This window comes from Haloferula luteola, from assembly GCF_014201715.1.
GTDB classification, from domain to species: Bacteria; Verrucomicrobiota; Verrucomicrobiia; order Verrucomicrobiales; family Akkermansiaceae; genus Haloferula; species Haloferula luteola.
In genome coordinates this window covers 80,827-98,447 of sequence record NZ_JACHFD010000009.1, presented here as the reverse complement: position 1 = coordinate 98,447, position 17,621 = coordinate 80,827, and the positions used below count along the sequence as shown (strand labels likewise).

Here is a 17,621-nt window from a genome sequence, read left to right as displayed (position 1 = left end):
AGGGATCAATCTTGAGGTGTCTCATCCCCTTCGGTCTCGGAAGCTCTCTCCTCCTCAAGCGGGTTCGAGTCGTCGTCAGCAATCACCAAGGCAATATCCTGAAGCCTTTCTCCTCCCTTCAGAGTGAGAAGCTTCACACCCATCGTGTTGCGGCCCGCTTCTCGGACCTCAGAGACCCGAATACGGATGCTCTGACCTCCAGAAGTCATCAACATCAACTCATCCTGCTCCGTCACTGCCACTGCACCCACCACTTCGCCAGTCTTCTCGCCGACCTTCATCGTGATGATGCCTTTGCCTCCACGGCTTTGCACCCGGTAATCGTCAAACGGAGTCCGCTTCCCGATACCATTCTCTGACGCCACCAGCAGGGTCGCTTCTTCCGACACCAGTGCCAAGGCGACGACGTAATCCTCGTCCACCGGGCGAATCCCCGTCACCCCGGCAGTCGCCCGCCCCATCGGGCGTGCCTGATCTTCCGGGAAACGAATACTCAATCCCTTTCGAGTCACCAAAATCACCTCGTCCTTCCCGCTGGTCAGCCGGGCTCCAATCAAGGAATTCCCTTCCTCAAGATTGATCGCAATGATGCCATCCTTCCGATAATTGCGGAAGTCGTTGAGGGCCGTCTTCTTCACTTTCCCATTTCGAGTCGCGAAGAACACATACCCGGCATCCTCACGGAAGGTGACGTCGTTACCATCTTCATCCGTCGCTCGCTCCAGACGCAGCATCGCAGCAATTGACTCCTCGGGTTGAAGATTCAGAACATTCTTGATGCTCCGTCCTTTCGACGCCCTGGAGCCCTCGGGAATCTCATAGACCCGCTCGACGTACACCCTTCCCGTATTGGTGAAGAACATCAGGTAGTCGTGAGCCTGAACTGAGAACAACTGCTCAACGAAATCCTTGTCGTCATCGTCATGGCCCCCGCGGGTTTCCATTCCCCGCACGCCTTTGCCTCCGCGACCCTGCACCCGGTATTCGCTGGCGGCCGTGCGCTTCACATATCCCCGGTGGCTCAGGGTCACAATCATGCCATCGTTCGCGATCAAATCCTCGATCGCAATTTCTCCTTCATCCGGAAGAATCGGGCATCGGCGAGGCGTCGCATACTTCTCTTTGATCTCCATCAACTCGCCCTTGATGATCGCCAGCACACGAGCCTCCTTCGCCAGGATATCGAGCAAATCACGGATTTCCTCCAAGACCGAATCATACTCGGCCTTGATCTTGTCCTGCTCCATCGCCGTAAGCTGATAGAGACGAAGATCCAGAATCGCATTCACCTGCCGTTCCGTGAAAACATACTTTCCGCTCTTCACGCTCGGCTGGGACCGAATCAAAATCCCCAACTGCTCCGCCACCTCGAGATCAAACGAACGGCTGCGAATCTTCTCGCGCGCTTCCTCCCGATTCTTCGAATCCCGAATCATTCGGATGAACTCATCCAAATGCCCCAAGGCCAGCAGGAAGGCTTCAAGGTTTTCTGCGCGATCCTCCGCCTTGCGCAAAAGGAACTTCGTCCGTCGGACAATCACCTCCCGGCGATGCTCAATGAAGGCATCGATCGCATCCATCAAAGACAACTGCTTCGGGCGCCGCTCATGAATCGCGAGCATATTGACGCCAAACGAGGTCTCCATCGAGGTCAGCTTGAAGAGCTGATTCACCACCACCTGAGGCCGCGCGTCGCGCTTCAAGGTGATCTCAATGCGGGTCTCCTCGTCCGAGAGGTCCCGCATTCCGGAAATATCGGTGAGCACCTTTTCTCTCACCAATTCCGCAATCCTCTGCTGCAGCACTGCGCGGTTCACCCCATGGGGAACCTGACGAATCGTGATGATGGCCGCTCCTGTCGAACTCTCATCGACCTCCATCACACCTCGCATTTTCACCGAACCTCGCCCGGTCCGGAAATAGCTGTCGATGCCCTTGTAACCACGGATCTCGCAAGCGGAGGCAAAATCTGGACCCTTGATGTAGGTCTTCATTTCCTCAATGGAGAGCGCCGGATTGTCGATCCGTGCACACACCCCATCGATCACTTCACCCATGTTGTGAGAAGGGATGTTCGTCGCCATCCCCACCGCAATCCCGGTGCCGCCATTGACCAACAAATTGGGAATCGCCGCGGGCAAAACCACCGGCTCCTGATTCCGTTCGTCATACGTCACCTGATGATCGACCGTATCCTTTTCGATATCGGACATCATCAACGAGCCGGCGTCGGTCAGGCGGGCCTCCGTATACCGCATCGCAGCCGGAGCATCCCCTTCCACCGAACCGAAGTTTCCTTGCCCGTCGACCAAAGTCTCCCGCATCGTCCACGGTTGGGCCATGTTCACCAAGGTCGGATAAATGGCCCCGTCCCCGTGAGGGTGATAACTCTTCATCGTCTCCCCCACAATCGCAGCGCACTTCATGTGCTGCTTTCCCGGGCCAAGCGACAGGTCGTGGTGCATCGCATAAAGCAAGCGACGCTGAGAAGGTTTCAAGCCATCCCGCACATCCGGCAGGGCGCGGGAGATGATCACCGACATCGAGTAGTCGAGGAACGACTTCGACATCTCATCGGCGACGCTGATCCTTTTGATGGTCTCGTCAGACATGATTAATTCCTTTGAAATTCGATCGCTTCCCTTCGGGCTTAGACGTCCAAATTCTGAACGTTCAGGGCATTGTCCTCAATGAATCGCTTCCGGGGTTCGACAATGTCGCCCATCAGCACATCGAACATCCGCTCTGCCTCGAATTCATTTTCCTCGTCCAAGCGCACCCTCAGCAACTGCCGCTTCGAGGGATCCATCGTCGTCGAATAAAGCTCCTTGGCATTCATTTCACCCAATCCCTTGAAGCGCTGAATGCGCACTCCCCGACGACCGATCTCCATGACTCGCTCAAGGATTTCAAACAGGCTCCTCACCGGGAGAGCATCGTCCTCACCCCCCTCTGCCAATTCGTAGAGAGGCTCATCCCCGGTCGCGAAGAAGGGCTCGGTTTCCAATCCAAACTCCGACAAACGGGCCAACAGCTTCGAGATGGGCACCGCTTCGTGAAGCTCATACTTCGTAGCGCGCCGGAGAACTCCGGTAGACTGTGACTTGAAGGCTTCCAGCTCCTCTTCCGTGAGTTCCTCATCAAACAAGCGAAGATCTCGGTTCTCACCCGCATAAGCCAACAGTTCGCGTTCGGTGGAAAAGTAGAGAACCTGCTCATCATTGCCTTCGCGCACCCTCACCATGAACTCAGGGAGCTTCCCATCCACTCGTGCTTCCAGCATGTGCCGGAAACTCCCGCCATGCCCCTCCAACGAACGGGTATAGCGGGTCAGCTGCGCCAGGGTGTCCAAGACACTCTTGAGCATGTCCGGAGATACAACTTCTCCACCCTTACGATCTCTCAGGAAAACATCATCGCATCCCAAGGAGATAAGAATCTTTTGCAGCGCGGCGTCATCCGCCACATACTCCTCACGCTTCTTCCGGGTCACCTTATACAAAGGAGGTTGAGCGATGTAGAGATATCCCGAGCGCACCAGCTCCTTCATGTGCCGGCAGAAAAACGTAAGCAACAAGGTGCGGATGTGAGCTCCGTCCACATCGGCATCGGTCATGATCACCACCTTGTGGTAACGAACCTTCCCAAGGTTAAAGGCGCCTTCCTGCTCCCCTTCTCCAATCCCCGCACCAATCGCGGTGATCATCGCTTGAATCTCCTTGTTCTGAAGTGCCTTATGCAGCCTGGCCTTCTCCACATTGATCACCTTTCCCCGCAACGGAAGGATGGCTTGAGTCTGGCGATTGCGCCCCGATTTGGCCGAACCGCCGGCGGAGTCACCTTCGACAATGAACAATTCAGATTTCGCAGGATCCCGCTCAGAGCAGTCGGCCAGCTTGCCGGGCAATCCGCCTCCCGACATCACGGATTTCCGCACCGTCTCACGAGCTTTCCGAGCCGCTTCCCGCGCCCGCGCCGCATTGACTGCGCGGTCGATGATGATCTTCGCAAGATTCGGATTCTCTTCGAAATATGTCTGAAGCCCCTCGTAGACGATGGAGGACACCACACCTTCAATCTCCACATTCACCAACTTGTCTTTGGTTTGAGAGCTGAAGCGTGGATTGGGCATCTTCACGCTGATCACACAGATGATCCCCTCGCGGACATCGTCACCACTGAGCGCTGGGTCCTTGTCTTTCAGGATCTTGTTCGCCTTGGCATACTGATTGATGGCACGCGTCAACGCGGTCCGGAAACCCGTCAAGTGAGTGCCACCGTCCGCATTCGGAATCGAATTCGCGAAGCACAGGATGTGATCGTTGTAGCTGTCGTTGTATTGGAAAACGACATCCGCAAACACATCGTCCTCCATCAACTTCCCGTCATATTCAACCTCCACCTTGCGCTTCCCCTTCAGGATCACCGGCTCGGCATGCACAAGAGTTTTGTTCTCCCCCAATTGCCGAACAAATTCCTCGATTCCTTTGGCATAGAAAAAGGAAGCCTTCTGCTGACTTTCAGGGCGTTCATCCTCGAGGTCGATGGTCAGGCCCGGGTTGAGGAAGGCCAACTCGCGAAGCCGCTTGGCCAGTCTCTCAAATTCGAACTCGATCGTGTCCGTAAAAATGGTGGCATCCGGGAAAAAGGTCACCGTCGTCCCGGTCTGGTTCGGTGGCACCTCTCCAATCACCTCAAGGGGTTTCACAGTCTTACCCCGTTCGAACATAATGGCGTGGACCTTGCCCTCGCGCCTCACCTCCGCCTTGAACCAGTCGGACAGGGCATTGACGCACTTCGCGCCCACCCCGTGAAGCCCGCCCGAATATTTGTAGGCACCCTGGCCAAACTTCCCGCCTGCATGCAAACTGGTCAGAACCAGCTCCACAGCGGGAATCCCAAACTTCGGGTGCACATCCACCGGAATCCCCCGGCCATCGTCAACAATACTGATGGAACCATCGACGTGAATCGAAATACGGATACGGTCACAATAGCCCGCTAGGTGTTCATCGATCGAGTTGTCGAGTACCTCAAAAACACAGTGGTGCAATCCCCGCACATCCGGGTCCCCGATGTACATCCCGGGACGCTTTCGCACGGCCTCAAGACCCTCGAGCTTGTCGATTTGCTCGGCACCGTACTGCTGCTCCCCGCTGACTTTGGTGTCGCCCTCTTCAGGCTGTTGAAACTCGTCGGACATGAACCTGTGGAAGGTCTGAAATCAGGCCCTTGGAAGCAAGGCCGATTGCCCGAATTTCTAGGATTTCAGAAGCTTTCGTCACCTCGAGGAACCGGGAAGCATCACTCCCAGCCCGCGCGCCCACCAAGCTCAGGAAGGAATCGAAAGGCACTCCTTCTGCCATTCCATGAATCCATCAAGCGCGTTCTCTTCATCGCCCGCCAACCCTTCCAGCATCGCCCGCGAGGCGATCACCGAACCCTCAATCCCGAGCGATTCGGCCACTTGATTCCGACGCTTCAAAAGATCTTCCAGACGATCATCAAACTCCTTGTCGCGACGCCGACGCACCCCACGAATCCGCTGAGGGTAGTCATTCTTCTTCACCAATGCCGCCTCGGCCAACATCGCTTCAAAGCGCTTTCTCCGATCGGGGCGATAGTGGTGAGGCAAATCGATCTTCGAGCCGCCGCTGAGCACCGCGGCCCATTCGATCAACTGCTTGTTGGTCGCCACCATGAAGGTAGGGCGATCCCAGCGCTTCGCTTCTTCATCACGCCAGGCCCATAGCACCTGCAAATAATGCAACCCACCACGGTCAAGCCGACCCGATCCCTGCAAACGCCAAGGATCATCACGATCTTCCGGCCGCTCCAAGACTTTGGCCTTCGCAGCCTCACAGCTTTCGATGAACCATGCATGCCGCCCAGCTTCGTGAAGCTCCTTCACAATCATCTCCGACATGGGCAGGAGATAGCGCACATCGTTTAAGGCATACTCAATCATCTTGGCAGAAAGAGGGCGCTTCCCCCAATCCGCCTTCTGAGACGATTTCGACAGCTCGACGCCGAAATAATGACTGACCAGATTGGCGAGCCCGAATTGCCGGAGCCCCAACAAACGCACACCAATTTGAGTATCAAAAACATCCGCCGGAAGAGTGTTGAACTCCCGCCGGAGCATGGTCATATCGTAGTCGGCCCCATGCATCCACACGACCCGTTGCTCAAGATAGCGAACGAACGGAGTCAAATCTTCGACTGCCAGTGGATCGATCAGAACCGAATTCTCCGCCCAGGCAAACTGGATCAGGCAGAGGGATTCCTTGTAGCGATGAAGACTGTCCGCCTCCGTATCCACTGCACACACCCCGGAGGATTCCGCCTCCTTTAGAAGCTCCGCCAACTCTTCATTTGAACGGACGAAGTTTCCCTCCTGGGCTTGCATAGTCAGTCGTAAATCTCGCAAAAAAAATGGTTTGCCACCTTCGCTCCCGCCTCAGGTCAGCTGGGATCTTCGGCGGCAAACCATTCAACAGTTTCTTAAAATCAGTCCAGAGTCAGAGGAGAGGCATCCACGTAAGCCGTGAGATTCGCGGGATCGATCGCATCCTTGCTTTGAACCGTCACGGTCACCACCGTCGGAGAAAGCTCGGTGTCCGTGATCGGGTCTTCAATGACTTCCACATCGGTCACCCGGGTCACCGTCCAATCGGCGTTGGTCCGACCCACCTTCCAGACTTTTCCAGTCGAAAGGTCCGTGATCACCAAACGATCCTGCAGGTAAACATCAGCGGCCAAAGTGTAGGTGAACGTGACCGTGCCATCGTCGTTAGGCTGAGGACCAGGTTGAGCCGGCACGTCGGTGTCGTCCGTTGGGTCCGTTCCCAATGCCATCTCGGCGATGTTCGACGCTCCATCTCCATCAAAATCAGCACCGGACTTCGTCAGGGAAGCATCCGCATCCGACGCAAAGTTTTGAGTCTGGAAGCTGGCGTACGTGGAGACAAATCGCACCGGCATGTGGAACATCCGCACCGAGGTGTCATAGGCGACCTCACTCGTGCCCAGAGTCCGATCAAAGCGCACGGTGAAATAGCGACGCTGGCCTGGCTCAAAGAATCCCGGCGGGAAATCAAACGACTGATCATACACCGACGGAAGCAGCAAAGGCACGCGGCTCGGCGGGAACAGCACAATGGGGAGATACTCGTCGAAGTAAGGAAGGTACGCCGTCTGGTCCCCATCGTTGCCGAATCCGAGGTTATCCGGAATCGCCTCGCCATCCACAATCTCGGCGCGAATCAAATCCTCGTAGGAGCTGCGGGTATCGTAGTTCCCCAAATCAAAAACCTTCATCGGATCGCTTGGGTCCGATTCCGTCAGGCGGTCGAGAACCATCACTCGTTGAACATCCACCCCAGGGAAGACATTGGTGATGTCGTTGCCTTGCCAGGTGATGAGCTCACCCAGATCAGGATCAATCAAACGAAAACCGTTCGAATCCCAAGTTCCACCCGTAAAACGGAAATCACGCTTGGGATACCTGTGGTGAGGACCTGGACCCTCAGGAATTTCCCGATAGGTCACCGCCAAGGGAACTGCTTGATTCTCATTATCAAGCATCGGGAACGAGAAAACATACTGCCCTGAAACCACCTCCTGATCGATCCGTTGCCACTCGGAGTCTCCCGAGCCGTAGACGCGATCCGAATCATATTCAGTGATCACATACTGATAGATCTCCGCGGTATGAAGATCATAGAACAGGCTCCAGCTTTGATCTTGGAAATTGCTGTAGGGCCGAGGGAGCTTCGACTGAGGCGCCGCCACCAAGGAAGCCAACTCCTCTTCAAAAGGCTCGATCAACACGCCACCTTGAAGTGCCGAAAGCGAAATGAAACCCGTGTCATCCAGGTAGCCATCTCCATCCGAATCCCCCGTCGCGATGTAAGCGTTGGTACCCAACGGGCAATCAATATAAATCCCACCCACGATGTAGTATGGCAGGGGCTGGCCGGAACAATAAGACCGGGTCGCAGAACCATCGCGAAGGTTGATATTGAGAAGGCCGCGGCGGAAGTCGACTTGCTCCGATTCAGGACCAGTTTGCAGGAAATCTTTGCCGTTCGTGAATTGCAGGATGATCTGGGCGTCAAGGCCCGAAGATGCAACCAACGTCGCCAGCAACGAGGTTTTAAAAACTGAGGCGGGTTTCATTTTTTGAGAGAGTCAGATTTGAGATGGGGGCTTGCAAGCGTTTTTGTGGGACGGGGATTCAACGCAATCCACGGAGCAAAAGTTCCGCATTGGACTGCGTCGCGGCGATATTTTTTACAAGTTGCTCAATCGCTTCTCCCACCGGCAATTGCGCAAGCTGACGGCGAAGATCGAGCACCTTCGCAAATTCGTCGGGATGAAAAAGCCGATCGTCATTCCGAGTTCCGCTTTGAGGAATGTGAATGGCAGGGAAAATTCTTCGCTCTGCCAATTCTCGGTCCAAACGCACCTCCATGTTCCCGGTGCCCTTGAACTCCTCGAAGATCACGTCGTCCATGCGACTCTCCGTCTCGATCAAAGCAGTCGCTAAAATCGTCAAACTCCCCCCCTCTTCGACGTTCCGAGCATATCCGAAGAACTTCCGGGATACCTGAAGGGCCTTAGGATTGATCCCGCCACTCCCGATCGGCCCTCCCTGAAGAGCTGAATTGTGGCCGCGGGCAAGGCGGGTCAAGCTATCCAGCAACAGCACCACATCCTTTCCACATTCAACCATTCGCTGGGCGCGCTCAATCACCAGATCCGCCACTTGAGCATGCCGCCGCGCCGGTTCGTCAAAGGTCGACGCATAGACCGTCGCTCCGACGGTTTCTTCAAAATCCGTCACCTCCTCCGGTCGCTCATCCAGCAGGAGGATGATCAACTCCACATCCGGATGATTCCGCCGGATCGATTTCGCAATCTGCTTCAGCAAAATCGTTTTTCCTCCGCGCGGTGGTGCAACAATCAGCCCTCTTTGCCCCTTCCCCAGAGGAGCAATCAAATCAATCGCCCGAGGACCCACCGAATCCGGCCCGGTTCCTTCAAGCATCAATCGCCGATCGGGAAAAAGGGGCGTCAAGCGGTCAAAATCGACCCTTGCGGAAAACTCCGCAGCCGGGGTCCCTTCGATTTCCAAAATCTCCACCGCCGTCAGAAACTTGTCGCGCTCTCGCGGACTCCGCACCTTCACCTTCACCCGGTGACCCGGTTTGATTCCGAACTCCTTCAGCAAATGCCCGGAGATATGGATATCATCGGGGGAGGTGCGAAAGCTCCTGCGGGGATCCCGCAACATCGCGTAGTTCTCCTTCGCTTGCTCAACGATCCCCTCACCCACCAATTCCGCACCTTCCCTTGCATGGAAGGCGAGCAGATCGAAAACCAACTGGGCCTTCGTGGAGGCAACGGGAATGCGGCGCGGCAAAACTTCCGCCATGGCCTGCAATTCCCCAAGGGGCTTTTCCCGGAACTCATTCACATTCATCGAAACCGGCTCAGGCTTGGAATCCGTTACCGACGTCCGCTCAGCTGCGACGTTCGATTCATTGGCGGCATCTTCGTTCATCATGGGAATCACTTCAAAAATCGCTGGATCTGCTTCTCCAGCATCACTTGGGGCCCTTCATTCCAGAGCACCACCTCGGTCCGGCGGATTTTGATCTCCATGGGAAGCTGAGCTTCCAAGATCGATTCGCACAAGGAACGGCTGAATCCATTACGTGCCATCAGGCGGTTCCGTTGCGTCTCCTTGGTGACCGCCACAGTGAGGTTCAGCTCCTGTCCAAAATGAAATCCTCCCTCAAACAAGAGAGGGATTTCAGCCAAGAACAGAGGCGCCGCGAGTTTGCCCGCAGATTTCAGAACTTCAAGACATTCCTCCCGCACCCGGGGGTGGATCCAAGACTCCAATAGCTGCCTTAACTCCGGGTTCCCAAAGACCCTTTTGCGCAGCTCTGAACGATGGATTCCGGCTCCCTCATCGGCTCGGCAGGATTCCCCAAACACTCCGACGACCTTTTCGATGATGCCCTCATCGTTGGCGAGAAGATCACGGACACAGACATCCGCATCAAAGCCCACCATTCCGGGCACTTCCCGGCGAAAAATCTCCATCGCCGAGGACTTCCCGCTGGCGATACCTCCTGTCAGCGCAAGCACTCTCATGGATGACAATCAGTGAAATCACAAAAAAGCGGGCGGAGGAAATCCCCCGCCCGCCGAAATAGACCTGAATCCGTCAATTATTGAACCGGAGGCAAATCAGGAAGAACCCCTCCATCCGCCGAGGTCGGCGTTTGGCCGCGATTGATCGGACGACCCGTCGCATCGATGATCTCTGCGGTCACAAAGATGATCAGGTTGCTCTTGATGTGGTTCTCCGCCTTGCTTTGGAACAAACGTCCAATGAGCGGAAGATCACCAAGAATCGGCACCTTGTCTTCCACGTTTTGGACATCTTCCCGCATCAGGCCACCGACTGCTACCGTGTAGCCGTCAAAGATGGTCAGCGCGGTATTGACGCTCCGCTTGGAGAAGACCGGCATCTCGATCCGGTTTTCGGTAATCACCACCGTGGTCGGGTTGCCAAGAAGGTCCGTGGATGGCGACTGAATCGGGCTACCGTAGTTGACGAAGCCTTCGAACTCGACGATTTCGGGAGCGAAGTTGAGGTCGATCACGAAGTCGTTCGAACCGATGTTCGGCGCGATCTCAAGCGTCACACCGGTGTTCCGGGTTTCGAAAGAGGTCGGAGTTGCCGGAGTCACCGGGAAGGAGGAAGCGCTGCTTCCCAGAAGGCCACCGCCACCAAAGCTGGTGCCCGTGCCCACCGAGTTCGGAAGTTCCGGCGGCTCGTATTCGGTCGGGTAAATGAACTCACGAATGATCTCAATCGTGGCCTTTTCACCGGAACGAGCGGTCACGCTCGGAGCGGTCATCAGGTCGGTGCCCTTCTTCTGATTCAGGCCGCGCATGATCATTTGCACCTGACCGTTGGTGAACAAGCCCGTGAGCGAAAGAATGCCCGGAGCGGCGCTGGCCGATTCGGCGGCGCGGTTCGGATTGTTCAGGAGGGCGGCAATGCTATCGCGGTTGATCGCACCATCACCCGAGCGGTTACCCGCGCCGATGATGTTGTAAACGTCCTGGTTCGAGGCAGCAGGAACCCCATTCAGGGTCGTGCCACCACCCGTGGCGATATCCACCAGCGGGCTGATGAAATCGGAGTTCGTGCGGGATTGACCGCTACCCGTCGTGCCACCACCGAGGAAGATGTCATCCGCGAAGTTGGTAGCGAAAGGAGACAAGATCCAATCGAAGCCGAGTTCGTCGGTGTTTTCCTGTGCGACTTCGACAAACTTGGTCGAGATCTTCACTTGCTTCGGCGCATCGGTCACGGTGCTCGAAACGATCTGCTCCACCATGTCGAGGTTGGTCGGCGTATTGCGAACCAACAGGGTCGAGTTCGCAGCGAAGAACTGAGCTGATGCGTCAGCCGGGAACTTCACACCATTGGCTTTGAGGGCATCCGTGATGCTCATCCGGGGAGTCAGAGCGCTTCCGCCCGTGTCACCACCTGTCGCAAACGGATCGTCCGAACCACCACCGCTATCGGAATCACCACCACCGCTGATGCGGGCGAGGAAGTCCGGGGGAACGTTGTAGGTACGGGTGAAGAGGTCTTCGCCCACTTCGGTCGCTGGCTTGATCGTCACCGCGAAGTCATCAACGGACCAGCGAAGGCGGGTCGCCTCGCAGATGTAGTTGAGGGCCTCGGCAAGTGGAACGTTGCGCAAGCGAAGCTCGGAGATCCGCTGGGAACCCGGAGCCGGACCCGACTCACTGCCGGCATCCAGACCTGCATCGCCACCACCCGTGCGGGGCTTGCGAATGAAGAAGTTGATTCCCTTGCGGGTCGGATCCATTTCCATGGTGTCCAGCTCGATCGAGCGAACACGAAGGTAATCGATGGCTTCTTCAACCGAGGTGTCCTCGAAATCGATCACCGGGATGACGATATTGCGAAGCTTTTGAAGGATGTAGGTCGAACCTGCAGACTTCGTCACCGGGCTACCACCGTTGATGTCCACCGCAGGAGCATCCGGGGGAACCGTAAGCTCCCAAGCTTTGTCGACTTCAGCAAGAAGCTCGGCGCGGGTTTGATCGTAGGCCGCCTGATAGTAGCTGGTCTTCGCGGCCGCCACCTTTTCCATGCCGCGGCGAGCAGCGGTATTGTACTTATCAATCCGGAGGACCTTCTCGTATGCCTCGTGGGCTTCGTCGAATTGACCAAGGTCATAGTAACCCTGGGCCATGTAGAGGCCGCGACGAACCTCATCCACGTTTTCGGAGTGCTCCTCAGTGAGAGCAGGGTTGGTACGAATCGGATCGTCGATCCACTCGAGTTCGCGCTTCGCGTCGAAATTATTGGGGTTTTCCTCGAGAACATCGTTGAGCATCGTACGAGCTTCGTCGTACTTGCCAAAGCGGCGATACTCTTCGGAGAGAGCCACCGCAGCATCGCCAAGCGAAGCGGTCAGGAACTCACGGCGATCAGCCAGAAGCGGGGCATCCGGCAGGATCTGAAGCGCTTGCTTGTATTTGTCGTAAGCCTCCTTATACTCCTGCTTGGAGTAGGCTTCACGAGCTTCGTCTCGAAGCCGGTCCGACTCGGTCACTTGCTGTTGACGGCGGATCATTTCCTTTTCGGCAAGGCTGCTGTAGCTGCCGTATGATCCACCCTCGCCGGCTTGTGCCGTGTTCATGAAGACCGGCGTCACTGCGGCCGCTGCCAAGAGGGCGGCAACGGTCGTGCGATGCGGTAGCGATGGCGTTTTTTGCATGGTTGGTGGTTGGTTTGCCGGGGAGACCGGCTTTTGGAAAGCGAATTTTTTCGGAGTGTGGGTTAGGAACGGATCAATTACTCACCGAGATCGAAATCGGGCATTTGGCCCTTAGAAATCTCAACCTCGTGGGTTTCTCCACCTTCCTCCCATTCGACCACGATCTTCTCAGGCGTGACCTCCTTGAGGTAGTAGGCCTGCTCATCGGCATCCGGAGGCAGGGCGAACTTACGGCGTTCTTCGATCTTGAAATCCTGGCCCTCAAAGCCAAGAGCGCGAAGATCGAGCACCGCAAAGCGATCATACTGAGACTGTGCTTCCCGTTCAGCCCGAGGGATGTTGGTCGGGAACTCATAGGTGAGGCCCTTCTTGTTATCCTTTTGATCCTCGAACTTGGCGAAGGTCACATTCTGATCGATGTTCAAGCGCTCGTTGCGCACCGCCCGCTCCTCGATCCCGAGGAACTTGAAACGATTCACAAAGCGCTCATCCCCTTCCTTAAAGAAGATGGCACCCGACTCCAGTTGGTCCGAGAAGCCCACCTTCATTTTCACAGGAGCGTTATCGGCTGGATCACCCGCTTCCAGTTTCGGAGAGAGCTTTCCTTCAAGCGGGAAGCCCGGGATGATGACCCAGCGGAACGATTCGTCCGTGACGTAGGTCAACTTGGCGATCAGGGGCGGATGCTTGGAGGCATTCGTCGGGTCCGTCTTCGCCTTGAACTCTTCCAAGTTGGTGAAGCCGTCATTGTCGTCATCGCGGCTGGGCGAATCGGCAAAGTTCAACTTGGCACCGTACTTCAGCCACCAAGCGTTCGGAATGGGCGGGTGGATGTTGTCCGCCGTCACCGGGTCCACCGGTTCATTCGGATTATCGCGGCTGGCGTAGAGGGCCGATCCCACATAGAGGTCGACGGGGCGCATCCCACCTTCCAGATTGGGAGCAGGAACCTCAGCGGACGGCACGTCGATCTTGCTGCCGCTGGAGTTCAGGGTGGATCCCACCTCGCTGGCTAGCGGGATGGAAGTATCCACATCGCTGGGCTGCGTGATGGAGGAACCGAAGTCCTTACCCACACCGACGTTCTTCATGATGCCGAAGGCCGCAAGCGTGCCCCCGACCACCACACCGGCGCCGAGCAGGATTTTTTCGATATTCTTTGGAGCTTTGGACATGGGTCAGATCAAATCTCGATTTTTCAGCCTTTCGGGAGCTCCTTGGAACCGAGGAATTGGAGCACGTCGATTCTCAGGAAAACGCGCGCGTCTTCCGACCCCAGCACCTGCTTGAGGATTTCACCCGTGTCTTTGGGCTCATCAGGAGTCACCTCTGCAGCCGGCTCGTCGGCAGCGGCGTCGTCCGATCCTTCTTCCCCAGGGAAGACGAATCCACCTCCACCAAACGGACTTTCATTGGCCCCTGCGTCGGCACTGGCAGGTTGCTCGAACTTGGCATCCGAAGCGTTCGGAGCGGATTCACGCTCGTTCTTCACACGCATGGTACGGACCACATAGTAGTGGCTTTCCGAGTTTGCCAGCGACGAAAGAAACTCACGCAGAACCTTCTCGCGACCACTGAAGGTGACTTCAAAGCTGTGCGTGCGGTAGGCCTTCCCTTTCAAGTCCTCCTCGCGATCGGCCTCTTCGGGAAGCGGCCGACGATAGACGTTGAGGAGCTGGGAAGGTCCGGCTTCTGCGAGCAGGCCAAACATTTCCTCCGAAGCGGCCAATTCGTAGCCGAGGAGCCCGGTTTGGTTCCCCTTGGGCAATTGGTCGGTGTAGCGGGCGAAGCCAAGGTAGAAGCCAGGAGGCAACGCCGTGCCGGCTTGTTCGAACTTGGCAGTGACGCGCTTGGTGGCCTCAAGAAGCCGATCACTGAAAGCCGTAGGATCGATGCTCTCCAATTCGGCAGCCCGGTAGGGGTCGAATGCGGTTTGGAGCTCTTCGACTCCCTTGGCAAAATCGGCGACGGCCTTTTCCTTACCGCGGCGATTCTCGTCAGTCGGAGGGGTTTTCCACTTGTTGACCTTACCAATGTCAGACACCGCCGAATTGTAGGCGGTCTGGGCTTCGTTGTAGCGATTGCCGCTCTGCATGCCCCACCACACCAGCGCTCCCGTGAGGATGGCGGTGACGGAACCGAGAACGATCGGAAACTTTTGTTCCTGGAAACTCATGGTTTTTGGAAAATCGGATTAGCGGTAGTCGACGGGTTGGGCGAGTGGCAGCACCAACTCGAAGGGGGCAGCAAATTCGCCCTCCGCCGGGTCGGATTGAACCGTAGGAGCCAATTGCTTGGGCTCCAATTTGACCTGGGCGTTCTTTTCTCCCTTCACCGTGAAGGTGAAATGGCTGTTCCCATCGTTGATGTTCTCTTCGAGGCGCTTGAGGAGATCGAACACAATGTTCGAGGAAACCCCCTGCTTCTTGAGCCAGAATCCACGGACCCGGATGGCATTGACTTTCGCCGCTGCCTTAGGCGCTTCCGCGCGACCGCGTGGACGGGAGCTGGTGGGAGCGGCCACGGTGACCGCATTCAGCGCCGATTGACCATAGGGCAGGGCCGAAAATTCGTCCTTCACCACTGGATCCCCTGGCTGCGGGGGCTTCGTGGCCAACGGATCGTATCCCGCGACAGGGCTGAAATCGGTGAACCAAATCGCTTCGCTGGCAAAGGCGTTGCTGAGTTCCTTGTAGATATCGGACCAGAGCAAAGCGGATTGCTCGGCGTCCACATATTGGCTGGCGACCGCGACGAGGGCACTCTCCACCTTTTCGGAGCTTTGAATCGCCTTCGCTGGGGTCCGCAGCTCTTCGAATTGAGCGGCAGCGCTGGCCGCTTGCTCTTCGGCCTTGGTGGCTGCCTGCATCCGGAAAAGACCCGCAAGAGCCGCGCCACCGACGAGGAGAGCGGCCGCACCCATCAGGAAGGGCTTCCGCTTTTCTGCCGCACGCGCTTCGCCGACCTTGGTCGGAACGAGATCGATGTTGAGCTTCGACTTGCCCACACCGCGCAGGCCCAAGCCGACCAGTTCGCCCATCATGTGAGCTTCCTTGGAGACTCGGTCAGAATCGACACCCTTGCCGAGGGAAATGGCCGGGAGCGGATTGAAGTAGTCGACCGGGAGACGCAGTTTCTCTTCGAAGAACTCCTTGGCGTAAGGGAGATTGGCACCACCACCGGCAAGATAGACATGCTTGGGAGCATTGCCGCTGTGCTGGCTTCGATAATAGTTCGTCGTCCGCGGGATTTCCGTGGCCAGACGGGTCATGGCATTCCGGATGCACATCGCGAGCGCCGCCGTGGCGTCATCGAGCTGCTCGGTGTGACCACCACCCAGGGCGACCAAGCCGTTCTGGGTTTTGTGCATTTCTGCCTCAGCGAACGGAATGTCGAATTCCTTGGAGATCGCCGTGGTCACGGCGGAACCGCCGACCGCAGCACTCCGAGTGAAAAAGCGATCGCCCTCGATGTAGAGGAGATCGCTGGTCTTCGCACCCACATCGATCAACAAGACTGGCTCACTGAGGCCTGGATTGGCCGCGCGGAAGGCATTGTAGAGGGCCGTGGGGGCCACATCGACTTCGGCCGTGGCAAGACCCGCATCGTTGACGTTTTCGTTCACCTCATCGAGCGCATCGCCCTTGATGGCAACGATCACGACTTCCTTTTCCCCGCCGGACTCGAGCACCTCGTAGTCCCACACCACCTCATCGAGGGGGAAGGGCACGTGCTGCTGGGCTTCGAAAGCCACCAGTTGCTCGAGGTCATCGTCATCCAGAGGAGGAAGCTTGACGAAACGAATGAACACGGATTGGCCGGAAATGGAGTAGCGCACCTTCCCTTTCACACCGGAGCGCTTCACCAAGGTGGTGATAGCCCCACTGATCTGGGCGGCACGGGCCGCTTCCGAAGCGGGATCCGCAAGAATGGACTCGGCATCGTAGGCCTTGAGAACGAGCGCGCCGGACTTCGATGACTCGAAGACCGCCAAGCTGACCCTCTGGGTCCCGATGTTAAGGGCGATAGTGGACTGGTTGTCAGCCATAGGGATTTTCTCTTAAGAAACGGTGGATCAACAAGGTCGGCATTCGACCGCAGGGGTCAGCCGGAGAATTCAGCGCTCTTCCTGGATTTCGGCGTAGCGATCCCACCAGAAATTCTTGAACGGCGTCTTGTCCTTGCTGAGAAGGGGGAATTGTTCGGTCCGCGAAAGGTTGCCGGAATTCCACCAGCCCGAATCGAACTTGGTGGTGGCTTCGCCCACTTTGGTTCCGTTCACCAGAACCTCGAGAGCCACCACTTCCACGGCTCCTTTCGATGCACGGTCCGTGCCAGTCAGACGCTTGAGAGTGTTAGGGGAGAGATACACGGAGGAGAAGAACTCCTCCCCCACGGGAACGTTGATGTGGGTGATGTCTTTGGTGAGAAGAACATTCTTGCGGGTCGCCTTGTCTTTGACCGCGACATACCACTTCACAGTGACCTGATCGATGAACCCCACGGTTTCCTGCTCACGACTCGTCGCTGGAATCGAAATACCAGCTTCCACCTCCAACCAATCTTTGGGTTTGAAGCTCTTGTTTTTCGTGCCTTCGAACTGAGGTGAAGGCAGAGAATCGAAGACGGGCTCGGAAATATCAGCCTTGGAGCGCTGGGCGTGCGCAACTCCAGAGAGGCCAAACACTGCAGCGACGATGGCGGCGAGCGCCAGTTTGGACGCGATAAAGGAAGCGGGTTTCATGAGTCCTAAGGTTTTTTTGAGAACTAGAAGTT

11 protein-coding genes are annotated in these 17,621 nt (G+C 56.7%); all 11 read right to left on the bottom strand.

The features are described from left to right. Window positions 1–5: 5 nt before the first annotated feature. Complete coding sequence (gene gyrA / locus HNR46_RS10365) at window positions 6–2,612, bottom strand: DNA gyrase subunit A (protein WP_184018481.1); 2,607 nt, start codon at window positions 2,610–2,612, stop codon at window positions 6–8. A gap of 38 nt (window positions 2,613–2,650) precedes the next feature. Further along, window positions 2,651–5,203, bottom strand: coding sequence for a DNA topoisomerase (ATP-hydrolyzing) subunit B (gene gyrB / locus HNR46_RS10360; protein WP_184018479.1), 2,553 nt, complete (start codon window positions 5,201–5,203; stop codon window positions 2,651–2,653). Between the two features lie 129 nt (window positions 5,204–5,332). After that, window positions 5,333–6,409 (bottom strand): ribonuclease D, encoded by a 1,077-nt coding sequence (locus HNR46_RS10355; protein WP_184018477.1) that lies wholly within the window; start codon window positions 6,407–6,409, stop codon window positions 5,333–5,335. A 101-nt stretch (window positions 6,410–6,510) separates the two neighbouring features. Next, the gene (locus HNR46_RS10350; protein ID WP_184018475.1) at window positions 6,511–8,181 is read right to left on the bottom strand and encodes a hypothetical protein; all 1,671 of its coding nucleotides are present in this window, start codon (window positions 8,179–8,181) and stop codon (window positions 6,511–6,513) included. 58 nt (window positions 8,182–8,239) lie between these two features. Then, entirely contained in the window at window positions 8,240–9,571 is a 1,332-nt protein-coding gene (gene rho, locus HNR46_RS10345; RefSeq protein ID WP_184018473.1) for a transcription termination factor Rho, read from the bottom strand. Between the two features lie 5 nt (window positions 9,572–9,576). After that, complete coding sequence (coaE, locus tag HNR46_RS10340; protein WP_184018471.1) at window positions 9,577–10,167, bottom strand: dephospho-CoA kinase; 591 nt, start codon at window positions 10,165–10,167, stop codon at window positions 9,577–9,579. Window positions 10,168–10,244: 77 nt separating this feature from the next. Next, on the bottom strand, window positions 10,245–12,845 hold the full coding sequence (locus HNR46_RS10335) for an Amuc_1098 family type IV pilus outer membrane protein (protein ID WP_184018469.1): 2,601 nt from the start codon (window positions 12,843–12,845) through the stop codon (window positions 10,245–10,247). A 77-nt stretch (window positions 12,846–12,922) separates the two neighbouring features. Next, window positions 12,923–14,020: an Amuc_1099 family pilus-like system protein gene (locus HNR46_RS10330; RefSeq protein ID WP_184018467.1), complete on the bottom strand. Its 1,098-nt coding sequence runs from the start codon at window positions 14,018–14,020 to the stop codon at window positions 12,923–12,925. Window positions 14,021–14,043: 23 nt separating this feature from the next. Next, window positions 14,044–15,021 (bottom strand): Amuc_1100 family pilus-like protein, encoded by a 978-nt coding sequence (locus HNR46_RS10325; RefSeq protein ID WP_184018465.1) that lies wholly within the window; start codon window positions 15,019–15,021, stop codon window positions 14,044–14,046. An 18-nt stretch (window positions 15,022–15,039) separates the two neighbouring features. Continuing rightward, window positions 15,040–16,893 (bottom strand): Amuc_1101 family PilM-like pilus complex protein, encoded by a 1,854-nt coding sequence (gene mul2B, locus HNR46_RS10320; protein ID WP_184018463.1) that lies wholly within the window; start codon window positions 16,891–16,893, stop codon window positions 15,040–15,042. Window positions 16,894–16,962: 69 nt separating this feature from the next. Beyond that, complete coding sequence (locus tag HNR46_RS10315) at window positions 16,963–17,589, bottom strand: Amuc_1102 family pilus-like protein (RefSeq protein ID WP_184018461.1); 627 nt, start codon at window positions 17,587–17,589, stop codon at window positions 16,963–16,965. Window positions 17,590–17,621: the final 32 nt, after the last annotated feature.

Excerpts from the sequence above, each read along its gene's own strand:
- gyrA (WP_184018481.1), bottom strand. The coding sequence starts at position 2,612 with ATGTCTGACGAGACCATCAAAAGGATCAGCGTCGCCGATGAGATGTCG.
- gyrB (WP_184018479.1), bottom strand. The coding sequence starts at position 5,203 with ATGTCCGACGAGTTTCAACAGCCTGAAGAGGGCGACACCAAAGTCAGC.
- HNR46_RS10355 (WP_184018477.1), bottom strand. The coding sequence starts at position 6,409 with ATGCAAGCCCAGGAGGGAAACTTCGTCCGTTCAAATGAAGAGTTGGCG.
- HNR46_RS10350 (WP_184018475.1), bottom strand. The coding sequence starts at position 8,181 with ATGAAACCCGCCTCAGTTTTTAAAACCTCGTTGCTGGCGACGTTGGTT.
- rho (WP_184018473.1), bottom strand. The coding sequence starts at position 9,571 with ATGATGAACGAAGATGCCGCCAATGAATCGAACGTCGCAGCTGAGCGG.
- coaE (WP_184018471.1), bottom strand. The coding sequence starts at position 10,167 with ATGAGAGTGCTTGCGCTGACAGGAGGTATCGCCAGCGGGAAGTCCTCG.
- HNR46_RS10335 (WP_184018469.1), bottom strand. The coding sequence starts at position 12,845 with ATGCAAAAAACGCCATCGCTACCGCATCGCACGACCGTTGCCGCCCTC.
- HNR46_RS10330 (WP_184018467.1), bottom strand. The coding sequence starts at position 14,020 with ATGTCCAAAGCTCCAAAGAATATCGAAAAAATCCTGCTCGGCGCCGGT.
- HNR46_RS10325 (WP_184018465.1), bottom strand. The coding sequence starts at position 15,021 with ATGAGTTTCCAGGAACAAAAGTTTCCGATCGTTCTCGGTTCCGTCACC.
- mul2B (WP_184018463.1), bottom strand. The coding sequence starts at position 16,893 with ATGGCTGACAACCAGTCCACTATCGCCCTTAACATCGGGACCCAGAGG.
- HNR46_RS10315 (WP_184018461.1), bottom strand. The coding sequence starts at position 17,589 with ATGAAACCCGCTTCCTTTATCGCGTCCAAACTGGCGCTCGCCGCCATC.